This is a genomic window from Exiguobacterium sp. s166 (assembly GCF_018618855.1).
Classification (GTDB): Bacteria; Bacillota; Bacilli; order Exiguobacteriales; family Exiguobacteriaceae; genus Exiguobacterium_A.
The window spans coordinates 18,991-41,016 of sequence record NZ_JACSMU010000002.1 but is presented as its reverse complement, the minus strand read 5'-3'; the positions used below and the strand labels follow the sequence as shown (position 1 = coordinate 41,016).

20 protein-coding genes are annotated in these 22,026 nt (G+C 43.8%); 18 read left to right on the top strand and 2 right to left on the bottom strand.

Annotation, left to right across the window (positions count from 1 at the left end; all coding sequences use genetic code 11):
- Positions 1 to 7 precede the first annotated feature (7 nt).
- The 5 genes from KNP93_RS04640 to KNP93_RS04620 all read left to right on the top strand — a co-directional run bounded on the left by KNP93_RS04640 (position 8) and on the right by KNP93_RS04620 (position 4,254).
- Positions 8 to 304: a PTS sugar transporter subunit IIB gene (locus tag KNP93_RS04640; RefSeq protein ID WP_131502825.1), complete on the top strand. Its 297-nt coding sequence runs from the start codon at positions 8 to 10 to the stop codon at positions 302 to 304.
- Between the two features lie 5 nt (positions 305 to 309).
- Positions 310 to 639: a PTS sugar transporter subunit IIA gene (locus tag KNP93_RS04635; RefSeq protein WP_165871650.1), complete on the top strand. Its 330-nt coding sequence runs from the start codon at positions 310 to 312 to the stop codon at positions 637 to 639.
- Between the two features lie 15 nt (positions 640 to 654).
- The gene (gene celB, locus KNP93_RS04630; protein ID WP_131502823.1) at positions 655 to 1,992 is read left to right on the top strand and encodes a PTS cellobiose transporter subunit IIC; all 1,338 of its coding nucleotides are present in this window, start codon (positions 655 to 657) and stop codon (positions 1,990 to 1,992) included.
- A 29-nt stretch (positions 1,993 to 2,021) separates the two neighbouring features.
- Positions 2,022 to 3,443 carry a glycoside hydrolase family 1 protein gene (locus KNP93_RS04625; RefSeq protein ID WP_251138663.1) on the top strand — a complete coding sequence of 474 codons (1,422 nt, stop codon included), beginning with the start codon at positions 2,022 to 2,024 and terminating at the stop codon, positions 3,441 to 3,443.
- A gap of 82 nt (positions 3,444 to 3,525) precedes the next feature.
- Entirely contained in the window at positions 3,526 to 4,254 is a 729-nt protein-coding gene (locus tag KNP93_RS04620) for a GntR family transcriptional regulator (RefSeq protein ID WP_131972974.1), read from the top strand.
- A 672-nt stretch (positions 4,255 to 4,926) separates the two neighbouring features.
- On the opposite strand, the gene KNP93_RS15860 is transcribed toward KNP93_RS04620, so the two are convergent.
- Complete coding sequence (locus KNP93_RS15860; RefSeq protein ID WP_188004148.1) at positions 4,927 to 5,526, bottom strand: YesL family protein; 600 nt, start codon at positions 5,524 to 5,526, stop codon at positions 4,927 to 4,929.
- A 27-nt stretch (positions 5,527 to 5,553) separates the two neighbouring features.
- Positions 5,554 to 6,678 carry a GntR family transcriptional regulator gene (locus KNP93_RS04610; protein ID WP_214853565.1) on the bottom strand — a complete coding sequence of 375 codons (1,125 nt, stop codon included), beginning with the start codon at positions 6,676 to 6,678 and terminating at the stop codon, positions 5,554 to 5,556.
- Between the two features lie 364 nt (positions 6,679 to 7,042).
- Between KNP93_RS04610 and KNP93_RS04605 the strand changes: the two genes are divergently transcribed.
- From KNP93_RS04605 to KNP93_RS04550, 13 genes are all read left to right on the top strand, one after another.
- Positions 7,043 to 8,392 carry an ABC transporter substrate-binding protein gene (locus KNP93_RS04605; RefSeq protein ID WP_214853562.1) on the top strand — a complete coding sequence of 450 codons (1,350 nt, stop codon included), beginning with the start codon at positions 7,043 to 7,045 and terminating at the stop codon, positions 8,390 to 8,392.
- 68 nt (positions 8,393 to 8,460) lie between these two features.
- A complete protein-coding gene (locus KNP93_RS04600) occupies positions 8,461 to 9,357 on the top strand; it encodes a carbohydrate ABC transporter permease (RefSeq protein ID WP_214853559.1) in 897 nt (298 codons plus the stop codon).
- Positions 9,358 to 9,429: 72 nt separating this feature from the next.
- Positions 9,430 to 10,272: a carbohydrate ABC transporter permease gene (locus KNP93_RS04595; protein WP_131973272.1), complete on the top strand. Its 843-nt coding sequence runs from the start codon at positions 9,430 to 9,432 to the stop codon at positions 10,270 to 10,272.
- Positions 10,273 to 10,340: 68 nt separating this feature from the next.
- Positions 10,341 to 11,741 carry an arabinan endo-1,5-alpha-L-arabinosidase gene (locus KNP93_RS04590; protein WP_214853556.1) on the top strand — a complete coding sequence of 467 codons (1,401 nt, stop codon included), beginning with the start codon at positions 10,341 to 10,343 and terminating at the stop codon, positions 11,739 to 11,741.
- A 497-nt stretch (positions 11,742 to 12,238) separates the two neighbouring features.
- The gene (gene araB / locus KNP93_RS04585; protein ID WP_131972968.1) at positions 12,239 to 13,930 is read left to right on the top strand and encodes a ribulokinase; all 1,692 of its coding nucleotides are present in this window, start codon (positions 12,239 to 12,241) and stop codon (positions 13,928 to 13,930) included.
- Positions 13,924 to 14,622 carry an L-ribulose-5-phosphate 4-epimerase gene (araD, locus tag KNP93_RS04580; RefSeq protein WP_188004151.1) on the top strand — a complete coding sequence of 233 codons (699 nt, stop codon included), beginning with the start codon at positions 13,924 to 13,926 and terminating at the stop codon, positions 14,620 to 14,622. Before araB ends, araD begins: the two co-directional genes overlap by 7 nt.
- Positions 14,623 to 14,655: 33 nt before the next feature.
- Positions 14,656 to 16,143, top strand: a complete 1,488-nt coding sequence (gene araA, locus KNP93_RS04575; protein ID WP_131972966.1) for an L-arabinose isomerase — start codon at positions 14,656 to 14,658, stop codon at positions 16,141 to 16,143.
- Between the two features lie 43 nt (positions 16,144 to 16,186).
- Positions 16,187 to 17,713 carry an alpha-N-arabinofuranosidase gene (locus tag KNP93_RS04570; protein ID WP_131972965.1) on the top strand — a complete coding sequence of 509 codons (1,527 nt, stop codon included), beginning with the start codon at positions 16,187 to 16,189 and terminating at the stop codon, positions 17,711 to 17,713.
- A gap of 1 nt (position 17,714) precedes the next feature.
- The gene (locus KNP93_RS15925) at positions 17,715 to 17,954 is read left to right on the top strand and encodes a DUF6171 family protein (RefSeq protein ID WP_223146463.1); all 240 of its coding nucleotides are present in this window, start codon (positions 17,715 to 17,717) and stop codon (positions 17,952 to 17,954) included.
- A gap of 15 nt (positions 17,955 to 17,969) precedes the next feature.
- Positions 17,970 to 18,971 (top strand): aldose epimerase family protein, encoded by a 1,002-nt coding sequence (locus KNP93_RS04565; protein ID WP_214853553.1) that lies wholly within the window; start codon positions 17,970 to 17,972, stop codon positions 18,969 to 18,971.
- Positions 18,968 to 20,137, top strand: coding sequence for a sn-glycerol-1-phosphate dehydrogenase (locus tag KNP93_RS04560; RefSeq protein ID WP_214853549.1), 1,170 nt, complete (start codon positions 18,968 to 18,970; stop codon positions 20,135 to 20,137). Before KNP93_RS04565 ends, KNP93_RS04560 begins: the two co-directional genes overlap by 4 nt.
- Complete coding sequence (locus tag KNP93_RS04555) at positions 20,134 to 21,081, top strand: glycoside hydrolase family 43 protein (RefSeq protein ID WP_214853546.1); 948 nt, start codon at positions 20,134 to 20,136, stop codon at positions 21,079 to 21,081. Before KNP93_RS04560 ends, KNP93_RS04555 begins: the two co-directional genes overlap by 4 nt.
- The gene (locus tag KNP93_RS04550; RefSeq protein ID WP_214853544.1) at positions 21,078 to 22,025 is read left to right on the top strand and encodes a glycoside hydrolase family 43 protein; all 948 of its coding nucleotides are present in this window, start codon (positions 21,078 to 21,080) and stop codon (positions 22,023 to 22,025) included. The genes KNP93_RS04555 and KNP93_RS04550 overlap by 4 nt, the downstream gene beginning before the upstream one ends.
- The last annotated feature ends 1 nt before the right edge of the window (position 22,026 follow it).

The following is a 22,026-nucleotide window of genomic DNA, read 5'->3' as shown; positions in this document are numbered from 1 at the left end:
ATATCAAATGAAAAAAATTATGTTGGCGTGCAGCTCGGGAATGTCGACGAGTATCCTGGTATCGAAAATGCAGGAACATGCGAAGGGAATCGGAGAAGAAGCCAAGATTTGGGCAGTGGGTCAAGATCAGGCATTGAAGGAGATCGACGGTGCTGATGTCATTCTGATCGGACCTCAAATGCGCTTTTTATTATCGAAATTTCAAAAGGCGACAGATAAGCCGGTCGAAGTGATCGATATGATGGCATATGGAATGGCTGACGGAAAAGCGGCGTACGAACAAGCCGTAAAATTAATGGGGTGAACAATATGCCGACAAATGAACAGACGATCGAACAAGTAGCGTTCATGATGATTTTGCACAGCGGAAATGCACGAAGCACAATCCGCGAAGCCATCGAAGTATACAAAGAGGGCACTTTTGAAGAGTTTGATCAATTACTGACCAGTGCACGTTCGCAACTACAGGAAGCGCACCAGGTTCACTTCAGCCAAGTCCAAAAGGAAGCAAATGGTGAACCGACGACGTTATCTCTTCTCTTGTTGCATGCAGAAGACCATTTGATGTCGACACAGACGATGCTTGATTTAACCTCAGGGCTCATTGAGCTCATGGAACATAAGTTTTCTAAAAAATAATAAGGAGTGTTTGAGATGACTGAGAATAGTAAGTGGTTCGACCTGTTGAGTCGTTTCCTGATGCCGATGGCGGCATTTTTGAATAACAGTCGTTACCTGCAAACGTTACGTGATGCGTTCATGCTTGCTTTTCCGATTACGATGTTCGGTTCGTTGATCGTCGTCGTCGCCAATCTGCCGTTTCTTGATAAGTTCATGTCTCCCGGCGTACTCGATGCCTTCAAGACGTCACTCGGAAATGCACCGTCCGCGACGATGGGAATCATGTCATTGTTTGTGGTGTTTGGAATTGGCTATTATCTTTCTAAAAGTTACGAAGTTGAAGCCGTATTCGGTGGTGTCATCGCTTTAGTCTCGTTCTTATTACTTACTCCGTTTTTTGTTTCAGTTGAAAATGTCACAGGTCCGGTCGGAAACGTCATTCCACTCGACCGTTTAGGTGCGAAAGGCATGTTCCTTGCCATGATCACCGGATTCTTGGCAGGAGAAATCTACCGCTTCGTCGTCCAAAAGAACTGGACGATCAAAATGCCGGCCGGCGTACCGACCGCGGTCGCCAAATCGTTTTCGGCCCTCGTTCCAGCCTTGTTGACCCTCACGATTTTCCTCGGGATCAACATTGCAGTCACTTCTATTTTGAACACGAACTTACATGACCTTATCTTTGATCTCGTTCAAAAGCCGCTCGTCAATCTAGGAAATGGACTCGTCCCGACCTTGATCGCGATTTTCTTTGTCCAGCTGTTTTGGTTTTTCGGTCTGCATGGTCAGGTCATCGTCAACTCGGTGATGGACCCGATTTGGAACACGCTGTCTCTCGAAAACCTGAACGCCTACACATCGAACGGAGAAATTCCGAACATCATCAGCAAACAGTTTATCGAGATCTATACCGTCGGGATCGGCGGATCAGGTTCGACATTGGCTGTTGTCGTCGCCATCCTGTTGTTCATGCGCTCCAAACAATTGAAACAAATCGGGAAGCTGTCGATTGGACCGGGTGTCTTCAACGTCAATGAACCGATGATTTTCGGACTCCCGATCGTCATGAATCCACTCATCATGATTCCGTGGATCGTCGCACCGCTGATTACTGTCACCGTGACGTACTTCGCCATGTCATCCGGTCTCGTTCCTCCTCCGACCGGTGTCGCCGTTCCGTGGACCGTTCCGATGTTCATCAGTGGAATGATGGCGACGAATTCCCTTGCCGGCGGGTTATTACAGCTCGTCAACTTCGCCATCATCATGGCCGTATGGTTCCCGTTCCTCGTTTTCATCGATCGTCTGAACCTGAAGAAGGAAAGAGAAGAAGAAAAGGCTACACAAGAGAAGGACCAACAAATCGGTTAAGTGAAAACTACAGATAGGATGTGCATACGATGAATCAGATTGAAAATATGACCGGACGGACAAAAAAATATACCTTCCCGACTGACTTTTGGTGGGGAACGGCTGCTTCCGCAACGCAAATGGAAGGTGCCGCTGATGAAGCGGGGAAAGGCCCGAACATTTGGGACTATTGGTACGAACAGGAACCGAATCGCTTCTTTGACGGCGTTGGGGCAACGGTAGCTTCGAACTTCTATCATCAGTATGAGGAAGACATCGCCCTGATGAAGGAACTGGGACACAACTCTTTCCGTATGTCGATCTCCTGGTCCCGGCTGTTCCCGACAGGTGAAGGGGACATCAATCCGTTGGCCGTGGATTTCTATAATCGTGTCATCGATGAGCTGATCGAGGCAGGGATTGAACCTTTCGTCAATCTCTATCATTTCGATATGCCGCTTGCGTTACAGCAGAAAGGTGGCTGGGAGAGCCGGGACGTCGTCCTGCATTTTGTCGACTATGCTAAGAAATGCTTTGATTTGTTCGGGGATCGCGTGGCGAAATGGTTCACACATAACGAACCGATCGTCCCGGTCGAGGGTGGATATTTATATGATTTCCACTATCCGAACGTGGTGGACTTCAAAAGAGCCGTTCAGGTCGCGTATCATTCGATCCTGTCAAGTGCGCTGGCGATCAAGGCGTATAAGGATTCAGATCAGGCGGGCAAGATTGGTATCATTCTGAACCTGACGCCTTCTTATCCGAGAAGTCAGAATGAGGCGGACGTCCAAGCTGCTCATTTGGCGGACATCCTGTTCAACCGCTCCTTCCTGGATCCGTCCGTCTTAGGCAGCTTCCCGCAGGAATTGGTCAAACTGTTAGAAGAACAGGACGCTTTACCGGTCATGGAAGAAACGGACCGGCAGATGATTGCGACGTATACGGTCGACCTGCTCGGTATCAACTATTACCAGCCAAGACGGATCAAAGTGAAGGAGCATCTTCCGAATCCGGCGGCTCCATTCATGCCGGAGCATCTGTTCGATTATTATGAGATGCCGGGACGTAAAATGAACCGTCACCGGGGATGGGAAATCTACGAGAAGGGTGTCTATGACATCTTGACGAACTTGCGTGAGAACTATGGAAACATCGAGTGCTTCATTTCGGAGAACGGCATGGGCGTCGAGGGGGAAGAACGGTATCGTGATACGGACGGAAGCATTCAGGATGATTACCGGATTGATTTCATCGCGGAGCATCTCAAGTGGGTGCATCTTGCCTTACAGGAAGGTTCGAACGTCAAAGGGTATCATCTCTGGACGTTCATGGACAACTGGTCATGGAGCAACGCCTATAAAAACCGCTATGGTTTTGTCGGGGTAGATCTGTCCAGTCAGACGAGAACGGTCAAAAAGAGTGGGCTTTGGTTCAAGCATTTGATTGAAGAGAACGGATTCATAAAATGAGGAAAGATAATCAGGGTATATCTAGCCCTGATTATCTTTTTTTGTTATATTGTTCTTATATGTCTATACATGGGGTGGAATCATGTCTACAAAAAAGAAACCAAAATATGAAAAAATCGCAGATGAGTTACGCAAACGGATTCTTAACGGAGGTTATGATGTCGAAGAGGCGATGCCGGACGAGATTCAATTGGCCGAGGAATTCGAGGTCAGCCGGATGACGATGAAACGCGCCTTGGAGATCTTAGTACTCGAAGGCATCATCTACCGGCAACGAGGACAAGGAACGTTCATCCTGCCGTCGAGCTTTTCGCAGGGAAGAATCAATGTATTGAACAAAGAATCGCAGGGCTTGACGAAGCTGCTTGGCGAACGGGCAGTCAAGAGTGAGGTCTTGCAGTTCGAGGTCCGTTTTCCGGAAGCGGAAGTTGCGCGTCACCTGATGATCGAAAAGACGGATCCGGTCTACGAAATTCGACGTGTCCGTTACGTAGAAGAAGAACCATATGTCATTGAACATACGTTCATGCCATCTTCCCTGATCACCGGATTGACGAAAGAAATTCTGGATACTTCAATTTACCGGTACATTCAGGAAGAGCTTGGGTATACGATCACCAGCTCACACAAGATGATTCGCGCGGACAAACCGAATCAGTGGGACCGTGAATACCTCGGGAACGAAGAAACCGATCCTGTGATTGAAGTCGAACAAGTGGTATTCCTCGGAAACGGAAAACCGTTCGAGTATTCATTTTCGAGGCACCGGTATGACAAGTTTGTCTTTACGTCTGTTCACATCGGTCGATAAAAATAAAAACACAAATGTATTGTGAAAAATTTAATTCTTATTTGAGGGTTATTAGAAAAATAACGGTAGGAATTAATAATGAAGTGATTATATTTTTCGGGTGGAACATAATTATCCCCTCCTTCCTGATTGATGAACTGAACCTTGAATGGTGGACACTTGATAAAAGCCCCCATTCAGTGTTCAGTTCAGAATGGGGCTGAGCTGGGGAAAAAATGATATTTGGTGAAAATGAAGGGAATTATTCTTGGTATTTTGATTTTTGATGAAAACTTGAAAATCCAAAAGTATGGTGTTTAGAAATCTCTGACGAGACTGCACATTTTGTAACAGAATCTTTTGAAGAACTACTACCAAATCTCGAAAAACGAGATAACGATGTTGAGCTATTATACGACGATGTATTTGCGGACTATCCTAGTATGGATGAAATTCGAGAAACAATTAAAGGAAATGATGAGGATGCACGATTCGAAGCGAACAATAAACGCTTTTTCTTGATAAAGAAAAGAATGACTACTTTGTCTTCAATCTGAAACACCTCCGATACTAGTACTTTTAAAAGTACTAGTATCGGAGGTGTTTTATGTTATCTCATAAATTTAGATTATCCTAATTGCAATAAAAAGGGAATTTTTCTTTTCTCTTCGTTAAAATTTAAAAATACATTTTTTATGTTTTCGATAATGTACAATTTAATTGATGAAGATACAACTTTGTTGTAAAAAACATAATAAAAGAGAAACCAAACAATAGGTAGAGAGGTGATTGATAAGCCAGGACAGCTAATGTTGCTAGTAAGAGGAAAGCAAGCAATAAAACGTGTACGTAACGAATAGTGCTAAAGAAAGCTAACTTCAAGACATCGATTTTTTTCATTTCAAAATGTGACAAAATCGGGAAAAGAAATAGAGAAAGAGCACAAAAGACCAAGCTAACGACGATGAGACCCGTAAATAGAATAGTCTGACCCGAGTCAATCTGACGAATGATCAAGAAATCGAATATCAAGAACAACACTATACACGTCCATACGATTCCGAATTTAAAATGCTGTTGCGTCGCTTCTTTAAAAAAATGAACGTATGAACGAAACACACTATAATCTTGATGAATGGACCACTGCCGAGCTACTGAGGTCAGAGCATACAGAGCTGGAAATATCGTAAAGACGGGTAATAGGGTTAACAGAAAAATGAAATTTAATTGTACGAGCCCAGTGACGAATTCAAGCAACTGAAATAATTTACTTTGTTCATGTTTTAAATTCATAATGGCCTCCTTGAAATTTCCATAAAATTAACCTAATTTGGATTCGAGACGATTGAAGGGTGCTGTCGAATTCCGAATGATAAGCTCAGGTTCATAGATGTGAGAGGGTGGAGCCTCCTGTTTTTCGACTGCAGCGATAATCCATTCTGCTGCTGCGCGGCCTAATTCTTGCTTAGGATGAAGGACTGACGTGAGCTTTACTTCTGTCGCGACCGCAAGAATCGAGTCATCATATCCGACGAGCGAGATATCTTGTGGCACTGATAAATGTAACTTTCGTAACTGATCCAATACGCTTAATGCAAGTTGATCATTGTAGCAAACAACACCACTCGGTCTTTCTTCCGCATTCTCAAAAAAATATCCAATCGAGTCATAGAAACTCGGAACCATGTCTTCTGTTGTATAGGTAACGATCAGCTCTGGTTCTAAAGGAAGACCGTATTCACGAAATGCTCGGATGAAACCACTCATTCGATGGACACCCTGTAAATCATCTGTTTTGAATAGACCTAGGATTCGTTCATGTCCGAGTTTAATCAAATGTTCCGCCGCTAAAAATCCACCTTTTTCGTCATCCATTATGAGGTGAGCAGGTACCAATTGTGAATAGAACTGGTTGATCATGAGGTAAGGTATATGTTGCTGTTCTAGTTCCAAATAATACTTAATATTTGGATTATAGTTACTACTCTTCGTTGGTTCGACAATCAAACCGTCGATTTGACGATCAATCATCATTTCAAGGCATTGACGTTCTCTTTCTACATCATTATCTGTACACGATAAGGTTAACGTATAACCTTTAGAGGCTAAGTGTGATTCTATCCCACGGATGATGGAGGGAAAAATATAATCTGACATATAGGTCGTGATGACGCCGATGTTTTTTCCATTACTTATTCGTTCAATGGTTTCCGGAATGGGATTCGGTAACACATGGGAACAATAAGTTCCTGAACCTTGTTCGCGATAAAGATAGCCTTCATTGACAAGCTCACCGACAGCTTGTCGAATCGTATGTCGACTTACTCCGAAAGAGTGGACCAGTTCACTTTCCGGAGGAATTTTTTCGCCTGGTTTTACTGTTCCATCATTTATCCAATTAAGAATATGATCTTTGACCATACTGTACTTTGTACGTTGTGCCATGAGGCGTCCCTGCTTTCTTTCTTGTACCGGTATCAACTCATCCGTACAAGACATGATATTAACTTCATAGTAGCAAATAATTGTATGGTTTGCTACGAATATAAAGAAATAAACCAGATTTGTTGAATATATGTACGTACAAAAAAGGAAAAAATGACAAAAATCAAATTGACATGTTCAAATCCATGTAATAGACTCAAGTTGTGTAGAAAACGCTTTCATTACCGTTATGAAAGCTTTTTAGTCGATTTAAGTATAATGTTGTGTGGGCTTCGTTATACATCTATTACTTTTTATTAATTAAATATGTACGTACATCTTAGTTTTTTTGAATCCGAAAACTTAATCAATGGAGGAATTGACGATGAATCGTAAATCAAAAAAGATGTTTGCGTTAACGATGACGGCCCTCATGACAACTTCTATCGCACTTGCTGGTTGTTCAGGAGACGGAAAGAGCGCCGATGGAAAAGTGGAACTGACATTCATGTTCCGTGGAAATCCTGAAGAATTAAAAGCCTATAAAGCGACAGTTAAGCGATTTGAAGAAGCACATAAAGATGTCAAAGTAACGATGGTTCAGACGGCCCCCGATCAATATGATACAAAATTAAAATCTGCTATTGCGGGACGCAAAGTACCTGACGTCTTCTTCTATAATCCAGCGCAAGTCAAAGCGTATGTGAACTCGGGTGTGCTATTAGATATTACAAAAGACGTCGAAGGTTCAAAAGACATCAAATTAGAAGACATCTGGCAAAAAGGTGTTGATAAGTACCGTTATGATGGAAAAGCCCTTGGTAAAGGTGCGATTTACGGGCTACCGAAGGACTTAGGACCTTTTGCACTTGGTTATAACAAGACGATGTTTGAGAAAGAGAATGTTCCACTTCCGGATAAAGATAAACCCTATACATGGGATGAATTTGTGAAAGTAGCTAAAAAATTGACGAAAGATACGAATGGCGACGGAAAGATGGATCAGTATGGTACTGGTTTTAACGCGAACTGGGCACTACAACCGTTCGTTTGGAGCAACGGTGCAGATTGGATCAATGAAGAGGGAACAAAGGTGACGATCGACGACCCGAAATTTATCGAAGCCTTGCAATTCTTCGTCGACCAACAAGTGAAACATAAAATTACGCCTTCTATCGGTGAGACGCAAACACTGGATACGTATCAACGTTGGATGAAGGGGCAACTCGCGTTCTTCCCAGTCGGGCCGTGGGATATGGCAGCGTTCAAAGATCAATTGAAATTTGAGTATGATCTACTTCCTTGGCCAGCGGGATCAACGGGTAAGCCATCTGGTTGGGTCGGATCGCTCGGTATCGGTGTCGGATCTACGACGAAACACCAAAAAGAAGCGGCTGAATTAGCCATGTACTTATCGGCTGATCAGGAAGGACAACAGGCATTAGTCGATGCACAAGTCCAGTTGCCAAATAGCATGGAAATTGCAAAAGACTGGGTGGAGGACACATCCATCCAACCAAAGAACAAAGAAGAGTTCTTAGACTTGATCAATGATTACGGTCGTGGTTTCCCAGCCGAGAAAACGTACACAGCAGAATGGTACGACGAGTTCTTTAAAAACATCCAACCTGTCCTTGATGGTAAAACATCAGTCGAAGACTATGTAAAGAAAGAGCAACCAAAAATGCAGAAGTTGCTGGATGCTGCCATCGCACAAGAGAAACAGGCGAACTGATCAAAGGTTTTAGAAAGGGTGGTGTTTATCACCACCTGACCCTTTGACGTGGAAAGGATGGAAGAACGATGAAAACAAAAACGATTTCTAAGTTATATCGAACCGAGCAACGTTATGCCTACTTGTTTGTTGCAGCGCCAGTCATTGGATTCTTTTTTTTCGCATTATTGCCATTGATGTACTCCTTCTATGGCGCATTCACCAATTGGAATGGACTTGGACAAATGAAATTCATTGGTCTAGAGAACTTCATTAATTTGTTCCAAGATGAGTATTTCTATAAGTCGATGTATAACACGCTCTTCATGATGCTTGGTATTCCAATCGGGATCGTACTCGCTCTCATGCTCGCTTTAGCACTGAATCGCGGAATTTTTGGCACGAATACCTTCCGAGTCATTTACTACATCCCCGTCATTTCCTCTATTGCTGCTGTTTCGATTTTATGGCAGTGGGCGTATAACGGGGATTACGGTCTAGTAAATCAGTTCTTAGATCTGATTGGTATTGACGGTCCGAATTGGCTACAAAATACAAATACGGTCAAACCAGCATTGATTGTCATGGCCATCTGGAAAGGGTTAGGCTATACGATGCTCCTTTATTTGGCGGCATTGCAAAGTGTACCTAAATCCTACTATGAAGCAGCGAAATTAGATGGTGCGAATGCGTGGCACTGTTTTTGGTACATCACTCTCCCGATGGTCAAGCCTGTGACATTCTTCATTATCGTGACAAACATTATCGGTGGTGCTCAAATCTTTACGGAAATTAACGTCATGACGCCAACGGGTGGACCGGAGTATTCTTCTGCTTCTGCTGTCTTTTATATTTGGCAAAAGTCGTTCGGGAACTTCCAGTTGGGATATGCTTCGGCGATGGCACTTGTGCTAGGTCTCTTTATCTTCATCATCACGCTACTTCAATTCCGGATGAACGAAAAATCATCATTCGACATCGATTAAGCAACTAGCACCTTGGAAAGGAGAATAACCATGCAGTTAGCTCTTACGCGTAAAAAAGAAAACGTGGAGAAGATGTCAGTAAAGAAAAAGGATCGGATTACGGATGTCTTTGTCTTTGTCTTCTTAACGATGGGAGCGGTCGTCATGATCGCACCGTTACTTTGGATGGTATCGACATCCTTGAAGTCGAAAGAAGAGGTATTTTCGCTTCCACCGGTATGGATTCCGACTGACATATCGTTTAATAAGTATTTTGAGATTTGGAATATGGGTCCACTCTTATCAGGGATATCAAACAGTTTAATTGTTGCGTTGTCTGTCACGATCGTAGGAACATTTACTTCAAGCTTAGCAGCGTTCGCTTTTGCTAAATTGAATTTTAGAGGGAAAAATAAAATCTTTCTACTTTTGTTCGCCTCAGTCATGATTCCATACCCGGTCCTGATGATTCCACAGTTTATGATGTTCTCGAATATTGGATGGGTCGATACATTACTGCCGCTGATTGTACCTGGATTGTTTGGAAACATCTTCATGATTTTCTTCTTGCGTCAATTCTTGAACAGCATTCCGAACTCAATTATCGAAGCCGCTAAAATCGATGGTTGTTCGTATTTCCAAATCTTCTATAAAATCATCTTTCCACTGATCAAGCCCGCTGTAGCGGCACAATTGATTCTTTGGTTTATGGCCATTTGGAATGATTATCTAGGTCCAATTCTATATCTGAATTCACCTGAGAAACAAACGCTTCAACTGGTTATTGCAAATTTCAATGCATCTTATGCAATTCAAAGTGACTATCCATTAATCATGGCTGCATCCGTTGTGGCATTACTCCCGATGTTAATCGTCTTCATGATATTTCAAAAACAGATCATCGAGTCGATTGCCATTTCTGGTGTGAAGGGCTGAGGTGTATAGAGAGAAGAACACCCGTCTTGATTAAAGGCGGGTGCTTTTGATTGAAGGAGGAAACATGTATGAGAAAAATCATGATAGGAATAACAATGTTAATCCTTGTGATCGGCAGTTTTTTGTTTTGGTGGTCTACGAGTGCATCTATCAAAGGTTTGGCACTACCAAAAGCACCTTTTGAAAAACAGATTTCAGATGTACGACCTGAAATACTCCATCAAGAGAACAAATGGACGACCAACTTTACGCATGATGGTGCCATTCTAAAGGAAGCGGATACCTATTACGTCTTTTCAACAGATTATATGGTAGGAAGTCCACCAAAACCTGGGATTCAAATACGAAAATCAAAAGACCTTATTCATTGGCAATTCGCGGGTCGTGTATTTGATCAAGTAACAGAAGAAGCCTTTGATTGGACAGGTGGAAACACATTCTGGGCTCCAGCCATTACGAAAATAGCAGGGAAGTTTTACTTGTACTATTCTGTCTCCAAAGTCGGGAGTCGTACTTCTTATATTGGATTAGCGACCGCTGCGCACATTGATGGACCATGGGAAGATAAAGGAGTCGTCGTAGCATCGAAAGACGGAGATGGAAAGACGGTGAACGCCATTGATCCACACGTTCTTCAAGATGAGCACGGTAAGTGGTGGATGACGTACGGTTCGTACTTTGGTGGTATTTTCTTGACGGAGATTGATCCGAAGGACGGTAAGCTCATGAAGGAATCCTACGAAGGTATGTTGCTCGCCAAAAGAAAAGATATGACGATGGGAATCGAAGGGCCGGAAATTCTCTACAATGCTAAAACAGGTTATTACTATTTGATGGTTTCATATGGATGGTTAGAAGATACATATAACGTTCGAATCGGCCGTTCGAAATCGATAAAGGGTCCTTATGTGGACTCCCGTGGGCGTGATTTACGTGATACATCAGATGAATCGTTTGATACTGGCGTGAAGATTATAGGTGGTTATCAATTTAGAGGAGATGATGGATACGTCGGCACAGGCCACGCTGCATTCTTAAAGGATGGGAAAGATACGTTCATCATTCACCAAGCGCGGCCTAATGAAGATATTTACTGGTCCCAATTGCAAGTTCGAAAAGTGTACTGGACAAAAGACGGTTGGCCCGTCGTCTCACCTGAACGCTATGCGGGAGAATCTGAAATTAAAATTAAAGACGCGCATATGGTCGGTGAATGGAACATCCTTACATTTCCCCGCTTTGATGATGGACAACAGAAATCGGAAAAAGTGACGTTGAAAAAGAATGGAAAGTTACTAAATGAAAAGGGATCATGGCGTCTGAAAAACCATATGCTTACACTTCGTGTAGGGCAAGAAACATATGATATGCAAATGGGTGCAGCATGGGATTGGGAGAACTGGAAGTCGACGATAATTATGACCGGTATGAGTAAGGATGGAACTACTATTTGGGCAAAACGCTTATGAAAAATAAGAATGCAATGCTGAATAAGAGAAGCATATATTGAAACGAATACCTGATGTAAGAAGGGTCAACTAATCAAATGCGGATTCAAAAGCAACCTATCTTACTGTGTGCTTTGGTTTGAATTCTAGTCTAGTCTCTGAATAATTAGACAAACACAAATGGTGTTCATCATTAAATTAGTCATCTGAATGAACTAAAACTATTGAACGCAATTCAACATGTACGTACCAATTGTGATAAAATAGACATGAAAGAGTCTTGAAACAACCTTAAAAGTCTTTTTGAACAAAAAAATAGCCTTATTTACGAAAAAATAGTTGATTAATTGGAAATAATTGATACAATCATATTGTAAGTTATACGTACAAATTTTTATTTTTATTTTATTTTTCTACACACTTCTATCAATTGTCCGGATGAAAAAAAGGAGTGCCCACACACTTTATTTTTTTATTCCGAAATGTAAGCGTATTCTTTTTGGGAGTAGGGTGATGAAATGTCTAAGTATACAATTGGAATTGACTATGGGACACAATCAGGTAGAGCGGTCTTGATCGACGTAGAAACAGGTCGCGAAGTAGCGACTGCTGTCAAAACGTATACACATGGTGTCATGGATAAATTTTTACCAGATGGAAAAACGCGTTTGGAACATGATTGGGCACTCCAGCATCCGCGAGATTACCTTGAAGTGTTAGAAGTCACCATACCATCCGTTGTAAAAAAAGCAGGTGTCCTGGCGGATCAAGTGATTGGTCTTGGTATTGATTTTACTGCATGTACGATTTTACCGATTGATAAAGACTTGAATCCGTTATGTTTCCGTGATGAACATCAACAAAACCCACATAGCTATGTAAAGTTGTGGAAGCATCATGCAGCCCAAGATGAAGCAGATGCTTTGAACCGGATTGCTAGTGAACGTGGAGAAAGCTTCTTGCAACGTTACGGTGGGAAAATTTCATCAGAGTGGATGATACCGAAAGTCTGGCAAATCTTAAATGAGGCACCGACTATTTATGCGGAAGCACATGAAATTTTAGAAGCGACAGACTGGGTGGTCTCTCAGTTAACAGGAAAAGTTGTACGTAATAGTTGTACGGCTGGATACAAAGCAATGTGGCATAAACAAGAAGGCTATCCTTCAAAATCATTCTTTAAAGCGCTGGATCCCCGACTAGAGAACGTGGTGGAAGAGAAACTCTCCAACGACATCTCACCTATCGGAGCAAAAGCAGGTGAACTAACGAAAGCTTTCGCCGCTCGGATTGGACTTCTTCCAGGAACAGCCGTTGCGGTAGGGAATGTAGATGCGCATGTAGCAGTACCAGCCGTTGGAATTACCGAACCGGGTAAATTATTGATGGTGATGGGCACATCCACCTGTCATATCTTGCTTGGAAAAGACGAACAAGTCGTACCGGGTATGTGTGGAATCGTAGAAGATGGCGTTCTACCCGGATTAATGGGCTATGAGGCGGGTCAGTCCTGTGTCGGAGATCATTTTGAATGGTTCACTGAAAATTGTGTGCCAAGCAACTATATAGAAGAAGCAGCTCTAAAAGGAATGAGTATCCATCAACTCCTGACAGACAAGGCGGCAGCACAGCGTGTCGGAGAGCACGGTCTGATTGCTCTAGATTGGTGGAATGGAAATCGCTCTACGCTTGTCGATACGAATCTGACAGGAATACTGCTTGGAGCCACCTTGCTCACAAAAACGGAGGATATGTATCGAGCGCTGATTGAAGCAACTGCCTATGGAACACGAACCATCGTCGAAGCGTTTCGGACAAGTGGCGTTCCGGTACACGAAGTCTATGCAGCAGGTGGAATCGCAGAGAAGAACACACTGATGATGCAAATTTACGCGGACGTATTGAATATGGAAATCAAAATTTCAGCCTCTTCTCAAACGCCAGCGTTAGGATCTGCAATGTTCGGTGCCGTCGCAGCAGGAGCAGAGCGAGGAGGATATGCCACGATCACAGAAGCAGCGACGAAAATGGGACGCGTGAAGGACAAGACCTATGTTCCGATTCCAGAAAATGTCGAGGTGTACGATGCCTTATTCGCTGAGTATACGAAACTGTATGATTATTTCGGTCGTGGAGAGAACGATGTGATGAAGCGTTTGAAAAAAATTAAAGCTGAAGCGTCACGTCAGAAGGGGGAACCCGTATGGTAAGTCGTCAATTGAAAGAAGAAGTACTAAAAGCCAATCTAGCTTTACCTCAACATGATTTGGTTACGTTCACGTGGGGCAACGTCAGTGGAATCGATCGCAATACAGGTTTGGTTGTCATCAAACCGAGCGGGGTGCCCTATGAGCAATTGACGATAGAAGATTTAGTCGTCGTTGATTTAGAAGGAAATATTGTAGAAGGTGAACTGCGTCCATCCTCAGATACACCGACTCATCTTGCATTGTATCGTGCTCTTCCAGAGATTGGGGGCATTGTTCACACGCACTCACCGTGGGCGACGAGCTGGGCCCAAGCAAAACGATCGATTCCTGCTTTTGGGACGACGCATGCTGATTACTTCTATGGAGAAATTCCTTGTACGCGGGAGCTATCAGATGAAGAAATCGAGGCAGCTTATGAGTTAGAGACGGGACATGTCATTATTGAAACATTGAGCGAACTCCACTTAGAAGCCGTTGCTGTACCTGGTGTGCTTGTCGCCAATCATGCTCCCTTCTGTTGGGGAAAGGATGCGGATGAAGCAGTGCATAATGCCGTCGTACTTGAAGAAGTAGCAAAGATGGGAATCCATGCCTTGAACTTGAATCCGAATTTGACACCAATCAAACAAAGCATATTAGACAAACACTATCTGCGGAAGCATGGAGCGAACGCATATTACGGTCAGAAATAATACCTGCTCATAGCTAGATTAGGGGGACTTTAGATGTTGACAGCAAATACGCATGAATTTTGGTTTATAACAGGAAGCCAGATGCTTTATGGAGAGGATGTTCTGCGCCAAGTCGAAACGCATTCAAAAGAAATGGTTTCAGGGTTAGACGGAGCCGACGTCTTTCGTGATCGGATTGTCTTTAAAGGAGTCGTCAAAAATGCCGAGGAAATTCGGCAGATGATGCTCCAAGCCAATGCAGATGATACGTGTGCTGGTGTCATTACATGGATGCATACCTTCTCTCCATCCAAAATGTGGATCAGTGGGATGCGCGTTCTACAAAAACCATTGCTTCATTTTGGTACACAATTCAACCGTGACATTCCATGGGATGCCATCGATATGGATTTCATGAACCTCAATCAGTCGGCACACGGGGATCGAGAACATGGCTTCATCACAAGCCGGATGAATGTGAAACGCAAAGTGCTAGTCGGGCATTGGGAAGATACAGGTACTCGCCAAAAGATGGCGTCTTGGATGAGTGTCGCCCATGCTTTAGCGGAAAGTAAAGTCTTGAAGGTAGCGCGTTTTGGTGACAACATGCGTAATGTTGCCGTGACGGAAGGCGATAAAGTTGAGGCACAGATTCGGCTTGGCTGGACGGTTGACGGTTATGGCGTTGGGGATCTCGTCACATACATGGATGCAGTGACGGAGACAGCGTTGGATGAGCTGATGGAAGAATATCAAACACGATATGAATTGACGAATAAAGGAATGAAAGAAGAAGCATTCCTCGCCTCAGTTCGCTACCAAGGACGCATCGAACTCGGGATGAAAGCTTTCTTGGAAGCGGGAGAATACACAGCTTTCACTACAACTTTCGAAGATTTACATGGAATCAAGCAATTACCCGGTCTAGCTGTTCAACGTTTAATGGAACAAGGCTACGGATTTGCGGGAGAAGGGGACTGGAAGACAGCGGCTTTAGTGCGTCTTATGAAGATCATGGCCAGCAACGAGCGCACCTCCTTCATGGAAGATTATACGTACCACTTTGAGCCTGGAAACGAGATGGTCCTCGGTGCACATATGCTCGAGATCTGTCCGACGATTGCTGTAGACAAGCCACGAATCGAGGTACATCCGCTCGGCATCGGAGATCGGGAGGCACCGGCGCGAATGGTATTCGAAGGACAGAACGGTAAGGCACTTAATGCCAGTCTGATTGATCTAGGACATCGCTTCCGCCTTCTAGTCAACACGGTGGAAGGAATCCAACCTGATGAAGAAATGTCGAACTTACCAGTTGCACGTGTTCTTTGGAAAACACAACCGTCGATGGCTCAGGCCGTTGAAAACTGGATTCAAGCTGGAGGCGCTCATCATACTTGTTACTCTTATGAAGTCACAACAGACCAACTGCGCGACTTTGCGGAACTTCTCAATGTCGAAATTGCTGTCATCGACGAACAAACGGAGACAGTCAGGTTCAATAATGAATTACGCTGGAACGAGCTGTATTATCGACCATAATCTATCGGGACCTGATCAGGTCCCTTTTCATGGAGGAGATATTATGAATAACCAACTCATTAAATCAACACTGAAGACAAAAGAAGCGACAACACAACTGATCGTCAATGCGGATCTACCGAGAGGCAAAATCAGCAAGCATATCTATGGGCACTTCGCGGAACACCTCGGACGTTGCATCTATGAAGGTCTCTGGGTCGGTCCGGAATCGCACATCCCAAACACGGATGGCATTCGGAATGACGTGTTAGCGGCGCTGAAGAAATTGAGTATTCCTGTCTTGCGTTGGCCTGGCGGTTGCTTTGCTGATGAATACCATTGGAAAGATGGAATCGGACCGAACGAGAACCGAAAACGGATGGTCAACACGCATTGGGGTGGCGTTGTCGAAAACAATCATTTTGGGACACATGAATTCATGCGTCTCTGTGAACTACTCGAATGCGAGCCATATATCTGTGGGAACGTCGGAAGTGGAACGGTTCAAGAAATGTCTGAGTGGGTCGAATACATGACATTCAACGGAGAGTCACCGATGGCGAACTGGCGTCAGGAGAATGGTCGCACGGAACCGTGGTCGCTTACATACTTCGGCGTCGGCAACGAGAACTGGGGTTGTGGTGGAAACATGCGTCCTGAGTATTACGCAGACCTGTATCGCCGCTATCAGACTTATGTACGAAACTATGATGGCAATCAGCTCTACAAGATTGCTGGTGGCGCCAATATTGATGACTACAAATGGACAGAGGTTCTCATGCGTGAAGCAGGTACGATGATGGACGGACTCAGCCTTCACTATTACACAATCCCGGGTGATTTCTGGTTAGGTAAAGGATCGGCGTTAGATTTCACAGAAGACGAGTGGTTCATCACATTAAAACGTGCTTATTACATGGATGAATTGATCACGAAGCACGGTCAAATTATGGACCAATATGATCCGGAGAAGCGAGTCGGCCTGATCGTCGATGAGTGGGGAACATGGTTCGATGTAGAACCAGGAACGAACCCAGGCTTCTTGTATCAACAAAATTCAATCCGTGATGCACTCGTAGCAGCGATTCACTTCAATATCTTCCATAAGCACAATGATCGTGTTCACATGGCGAACATTGCACAAATGGTCAACGTGCTTCAGGCGATGATATTGACGGAAGGTGATCAGTTCATTCTTACTCCGACGTATCACGTGTTTGAAATGTATCGTGTCCATCAAGATGCTGAACGTGTCGAACTAGCAGCCATTACACGTGACTATGTCACTAAACAGGAAGCCATTCCCGCGATAAATGCAACAGCTTCTCGTGACGCAGAAGGTGTGTTGCATATCAGTCTTTGTCAGCTCGATCACGAGAACGGCGATAAGGTAGAAATTGATTTGCGTGGTATCGGGACAATTTCTGAAGTATCGGCACGTATTTTAACAGCAGATCATCTCAATGCCCATAATACGTTCGAACAACCTGATCTGGTTTCTCCACGCGATCATGAAGTGCAGCTGACGGAAGAAGGAAAACTTATTTTTGATGTACCCGCAATGAGCGTCATTACGCTTACGGTTCGCTGAGATGAAGGTCGCAGAGACACGACGTTGTCGGACTTGTTCTCCCACAGCGCTAGAGACAGATTGGTTGTTGACCATCGATGCAGAAGTGATGCAACAAGTTACGGATGCCGAGTACCAAGAACGACTTCGTCAGTGTTCGACCTGTCCGTTTCATCAGGATGATACCTGTTTAAAGTGTGGATGTTATATCTCTTATCGAGCACGTCTTGCAACGAAGCATTGTCCTATGAAGGTTTGGTGAGAAAGGAGCAACAATATGGAACGACAGACAGAAGTAGTGGATCAGACGGCAATCATGCTTGAGAATGAGACGTGTCGTTTGCGTATCTTGACATATGGAGCTACGCTTCAAGAATTTTCGATACAAGATGAAGGATGGAAAAATCTTATCCTGTCTTACGATACGTTGGAAGAGTATATGGCAGATACCTATTACTTAGGAGCGACCATCGGGCGCGTCGCAGGTCGAATCGAAAACGGCGCATTTGATCTAGAGAAAACGACGTATCAGTTACCGCAAAACGAAGGGAATCATCATTTACATGGAGGAGACGGTCTGCACTGTCAGTTTTGGAAAGTAGAAGACGTGTCAGCAGATTTCCTAACCCTTCGTTACGTAAGTCCTGATGGTGAGAATGGCTATAAAGGAATGCTTGATATTCGGGCTTCTTTTGAGTTACTTTCTGATGGTGTGAGGATTAGCTATGAGGCAACCAGTGATACTGATACGGTGTGTGATCTGACGAACCATACGTACTTTAATCTGAGTGCAGGTAAACGTGATATTTTACAACATGAATTGACATTATCTGCTGATCGCTTTGCTGAGCTACGTGAGGATTTGATACCTACAGGAAAATTACTAGAGGTAGACCAAACACCATTCGACTTCCGATTAGGCCGAACCTTATCGGAAGGTTCTGCTTCGCATCATCCTCAAAACCAATTGGTCGGTGGTTATGATCATCCGTTTGTGTTCGCCGATCAACGAAAAGCGAAGCTCTATGATCCTGAAAGCCAACGCACATTGACATTGTTTACATCTACTCCCGCACTCGTTTTGTACTCAGGAAATCAGATGAATGAGGAGACGATGTTACGTGAAGGACAATCAAGAAAACATTACGGTGTATGTTTAGAGCCGCAGCATCTTCCTGACGCGGTCCATCATGAAGAGTTCCCTTCTATCCTATTAGCAGCAGGACAGACATATCGATGGGAAACGGTGTATCGAGTCGAGAAAGGAGTCAGTCGATGAACCTCGAACAGATTCAGGAACAGGTAGCCGCTTGCACATGTGGAAATCCGCATCACACCATTACAATAGAACAGATTAGTGCTTCAGAAAATGTTTGGCAATCGTTAGCCGAGTTTGTACAGAAAAAAGAATGGCGTCACCTTCTCGTCATCGCAGATGCAAATACGCAGGCTGTCGGTTATTCTCCATTGAAAAAAGTATTAGAAGAAGTGGGCATCGACATATCATTCGTCTCACTTTCCTCGAACGAACAAGGGGATGTCTTAGCTGGTGAATTATCAGTTGTTCAAGTGTTGTTAGAGCAAGATGCGAGTGTAGATGCATTGATTGCACTAGGAACAGGTACGATTCATGATGTGACACGATTCTGTGCTGCAAAAACAAAAGTGCCATTTCTCTCGGTGCCAACTGCTCCTTCAGTGGATGGTTTTACATCGAAAGGGGCACCATTGATTGTAAGAGGTAAAAAGATCACCTATCAACTTGTTTCGCCGATTGCTGTATTTGTACCGAATGATATTATTCGCAACGCACCACAAGCTTTAGTGGCAGCAGGTGTAGGTGATATGCTCGGAAAATATACATCCTTATTGGATTGGCACTTTGGCGCTTTTGATGGAAATGAACCGTTTTGTCCTATTGTCGCTCGATTAACAGAACGAGCATTGTTTGCCTGTATGGAGGTTCTACCAGAGATCTACGAAGGAAAAGCGAAAGGTTTGGATAAACTCATGGACTCACTACTCCTATCTGGAATTGCCATGTTGATCTTTGGTCATTCGCATCCCGCTTCTGGTGGGGAACATCACCTGTCTCATTACTGGGAGATGGATTTCATTACGCACCATCGCCCGGCAGTCTTACATGGTACAAAGGTGGCTGTCGCCACAATGGAGCTCATTGATCTCTACAGAACAATGATCCAGGAACGTTCTGATACGCCAGTGAAGCTGAACGATTGGGCACAACATATGCCGACTCGACAGGAGATGGAGTATATCTTTGGTGCTTTAAAAGCACCTCTTCGACCGGAAGAAATTGGTGTCTCACCCCTTCTGCTAGCAAGTAGTAAACAAGAAGCTTACCGATTGCGAGAACGGCATACACTTTTAAAACAGATGAGCCTACAGTCTACTCATTCTGAGGCAGAGGAGAATTCTTTATGAGAGAAGCAATTATAAACCCTATCGTTGAACAACGCGCAGATCCATGGATAATGCGTCACACAGACGGCTATTATTATTTCACAGCTTCCTTACCTGATTTTAGTGGGATTCCCCTCCGTCGAGCTCAGACCATTAAAGAGTTAACAGAAGCAGAGGAACAAATCATATGGACGAAACGTCCGACAGGTATCATGAGTGCTAACATTTGGGCGCCTGAACTGCATCATATTCAAGGGAAATGGTATCTCTATTTCGCAGCAGCACGTGAGGATGCTATTTTTGATCATCGTATGTATGTTCTTGAAAATAGCGCAGCTAACCCTTTGGAAGGTGACTGGATAGAAAAAGGGCAGATCAAAACATGGCGAGAATCGTTTGCACTCGATGCGACAACGTTCGAACATGAAGGACATCTGTATTACATCTGGGCACAGAAAGATCCTAAAATTGAAGGGAACTCTAATCTGTACATTTCAGAAATGAAAAATCCTTGGACTTTAATCGGACCACAAACGATGATTGCTAGTCCGGAGCATCCATGGGAAAAGATTGGTTTTCTTGTAAACGAGGGTCCGGCTGTTTTGAAGCGACACGGGCGTATATACGTAACGTTTTCAGCAAGTGCGACCGATCATAACTACTGTATGGGTCTTCTTAGTATTGATGAGACGGAGAATGTGCTGGACGTAACCCGTTGGAAGAAGCATCCGAAGCCTGTTCTTACAACAAATGAAGCGATCAGCGAATACGGACCGGGTCACAATAGTTTTACGACGCTTACAGATGGGACGGATATTTTGGTTTATCATGCCCGTAGCTATAAAGAAATCGATGGCGACCCACTATGGGATCCAAATCGTCATACGTATATACGACCGTTTACTTGGCAGGGAGAACTACCTGTATTCGAGAAGAGTTTAGCAAACGAGGAGGTAATACGATGAATCAGACAGAGGATCAGCATCTTATAGTAGAGCAACGAGCAGATCCGTGGGTGTATTTACATTCTGATAACTACTATTATTTCACGGCGTCTGTTCCTGAATATGACCGAATTGAATTACGTCGTGCCACATCGCTTCAAGAATTAAGTGATGCAACACCTGTAACAGCCTGGGTCAAACACGAAACAGGTCCGATGAGTGATTTGATTTGGGCTCCAGAGTTACATTATATTGATGGGAAATGGTATATCTATTTCGCAGCTGCAAAATCACGTGAGATTGTGAATGGACTCTTTGATCATCGGATGTTCGTACTGGAAAATAGTTCTACGAATCCTCTTGAAGGCGAGTGGGTAGAAAAAGGACAAATCGAAACGGAATGGGATTCATTTGCGCTTGATGCGACTGTATTTGAGCATCGAGATGTTCATTATTTAGTCTGGGCACAAAAAGATCCAGCTATTGAAGGAAATTCTAATCTCTATATTGCAGAGTTAGAAAATCCGTGGACCATCAAATTACCACAAATTATGCTCACAAAACCCGAGTTAGAATGGGAAACAAAAGGGTTTCTCGTCAATGAAGGTGCGGCAGTATTAAAACGCGATGGTCAGATTTTTATAACGTACTCTGCTAGTGCAACAGATGAAAACTATTGCATAGGTATGTTAAGTGCTTCTGAAGAAGGAGATATACTCAATCCTTCCATATGGAAAAAAGTACTTAAGCCAGTATTTAAAACAAATATAGAGGCCGGCCAATATGGTCCTGGGCACAATAGTTTTACTGTGAACGAGTATGGTGAAGATGTCATTGTCTATCATGCCCGCACTTATACGAACATTGAGGGCGATCCATTGTATGATCCTAATAGGCATACGCGCGCACAAGTGTTTACATGGGATAGAGATATGCGACCCATCTTTGGTAAACCTTCTGAATAAG

Bases quoted from the DNA above. Each gene is read 5' to 3' on its own strand.
- KNP93_RS04605 (WP_214853562.1), top strand. From the start codon at position 7,043: ATGAATCGTAAATCAAAAAAGATGTTTGCGTTAACGATGACGGCCCTC.
- araA (WP_131972966.1), top strand. From the start codon at position 14,656: ATGTTGACAGCAAATACGCATGAATTTTGGTTTATAACAGGAAGCCAG.
- KNP93_RS15860 (WP_188004148.1), bottom strand. From the start codon at position 5,526: ATGAATTTAAAACATGAACAAAGTAAATTATTTCAGTTGCTTGAATTC.
- KNP93_RS04555 (WP_214853546.1), top strand. From the start codon at position 20,134: ATGAGAGAAGCAATTATAAACCCTATCGTTGAACAACGCGCAGATCCA.
- KNP93_RS04625 (WP_251138663.1), top strand. From the start codon at position 2,022: ATGAATCAGATTGAAAATATGACCGGACGGACAAAAAAATATACCTTC.
- araD (WP_188004151.1), top strand. From the start codon at position 13,924: ATGGTAAGTCGTCAATTGAAAGAAGAAGTACTAAAAGCCAATCTAGCT.
- KNP93_RS04620 (WP_131972974.1), top strand. From the start codon at position 3,526: ATGTCTACAAAAAAGAAACCAAAATATGAAAAAATCGCAGATGAGTTA.
- KNP93_RS15925 (WP_223146463.1), top strand. From the start codon at position 17,715: ATGAAGGTCGCAGAGACACGACGTTGTCGGACTTGTTCTCCCACAGCG.
- araB (WP_131972968.1), top strand. From the start codon at position 12,239: ATGTCTAAGTATACAATTGGAATTGACTATGGGACACAATCAGGTAGA.
- celB (WP_131502823.1), top strand. From the start codon at position 655: ATGACTGAGAATAGTAAGTGGTTCGACCTGTTGAGTCGTTTCCTGATG.
- KNP93_RS04635 (WP_165871650.1), top strand. From the start codon at position 310: ATGCCGACAAATGAACAGACGATCGAACAAGTAGCGTTCATGATGATT.
- KNP93_RS04610 (WP_214853565.1), bottom strand. From the start codon at position 6,678: ATGGCACAACGTACAAAGTACAGTATGGTCAAAGATCATATTCTTAAT.
- KNP93_RS04600 (WP_214853559.1), top strand. From the start codon at position 8,461: ATGAAAACAAAAACGATTTCTAAGTTATATCGAACCGAGCAACGTTAT.
- KNP93_RS04590 (WP_214853556.1), top strand. From the start codon at position 10,341: ATGAGAAAAATCATGATAGGAATAACAATGTTAATCCTTGTGATCGGC.
- KNP93_RS04560 (WP_214853549.1), top strand. From the start codon at position 18,968: ATGAACCTCGAACAGATTCAGGAACAGGTAGCCGCTTGCACATGTGGA.
- KNP93_RS04595 (WP_131973272.1), top strand. From the start codon at position 9,430: ATGTCAGTAAAGAAAAAGGATCGGATTACGGATGTCTTTGTCTTTGTC.
- KNP93_RS04550 (WP_214853544.1), top strand. From the start codon at position 21,078: ATGAATCAGACAGAGGATCAGCATCTTATAGTAGAGCAACGAGCAGAT.
- KNP93_RS04640 (WP_131502825.1), top strand. From the start codon at position 8: ATGAAAAAAATTATGTTGGCGTGCAGCTCGGGAATGTCGACGAGTATC.
- KNP93_RS04570 (WP_131972965.1), top strand. From the start codon at position 16,187: ATGAATAACCAACTCATTAAATCAACACTGAAGACAAAAGAAGCGACA.
- KNP93_RS04565 (WP_214853553.1), top strand. From the start codon at position 17,970: ATGGAACGACAGACAGAAGTAGTGGATCAGACGGCAATCATGCTTGAG.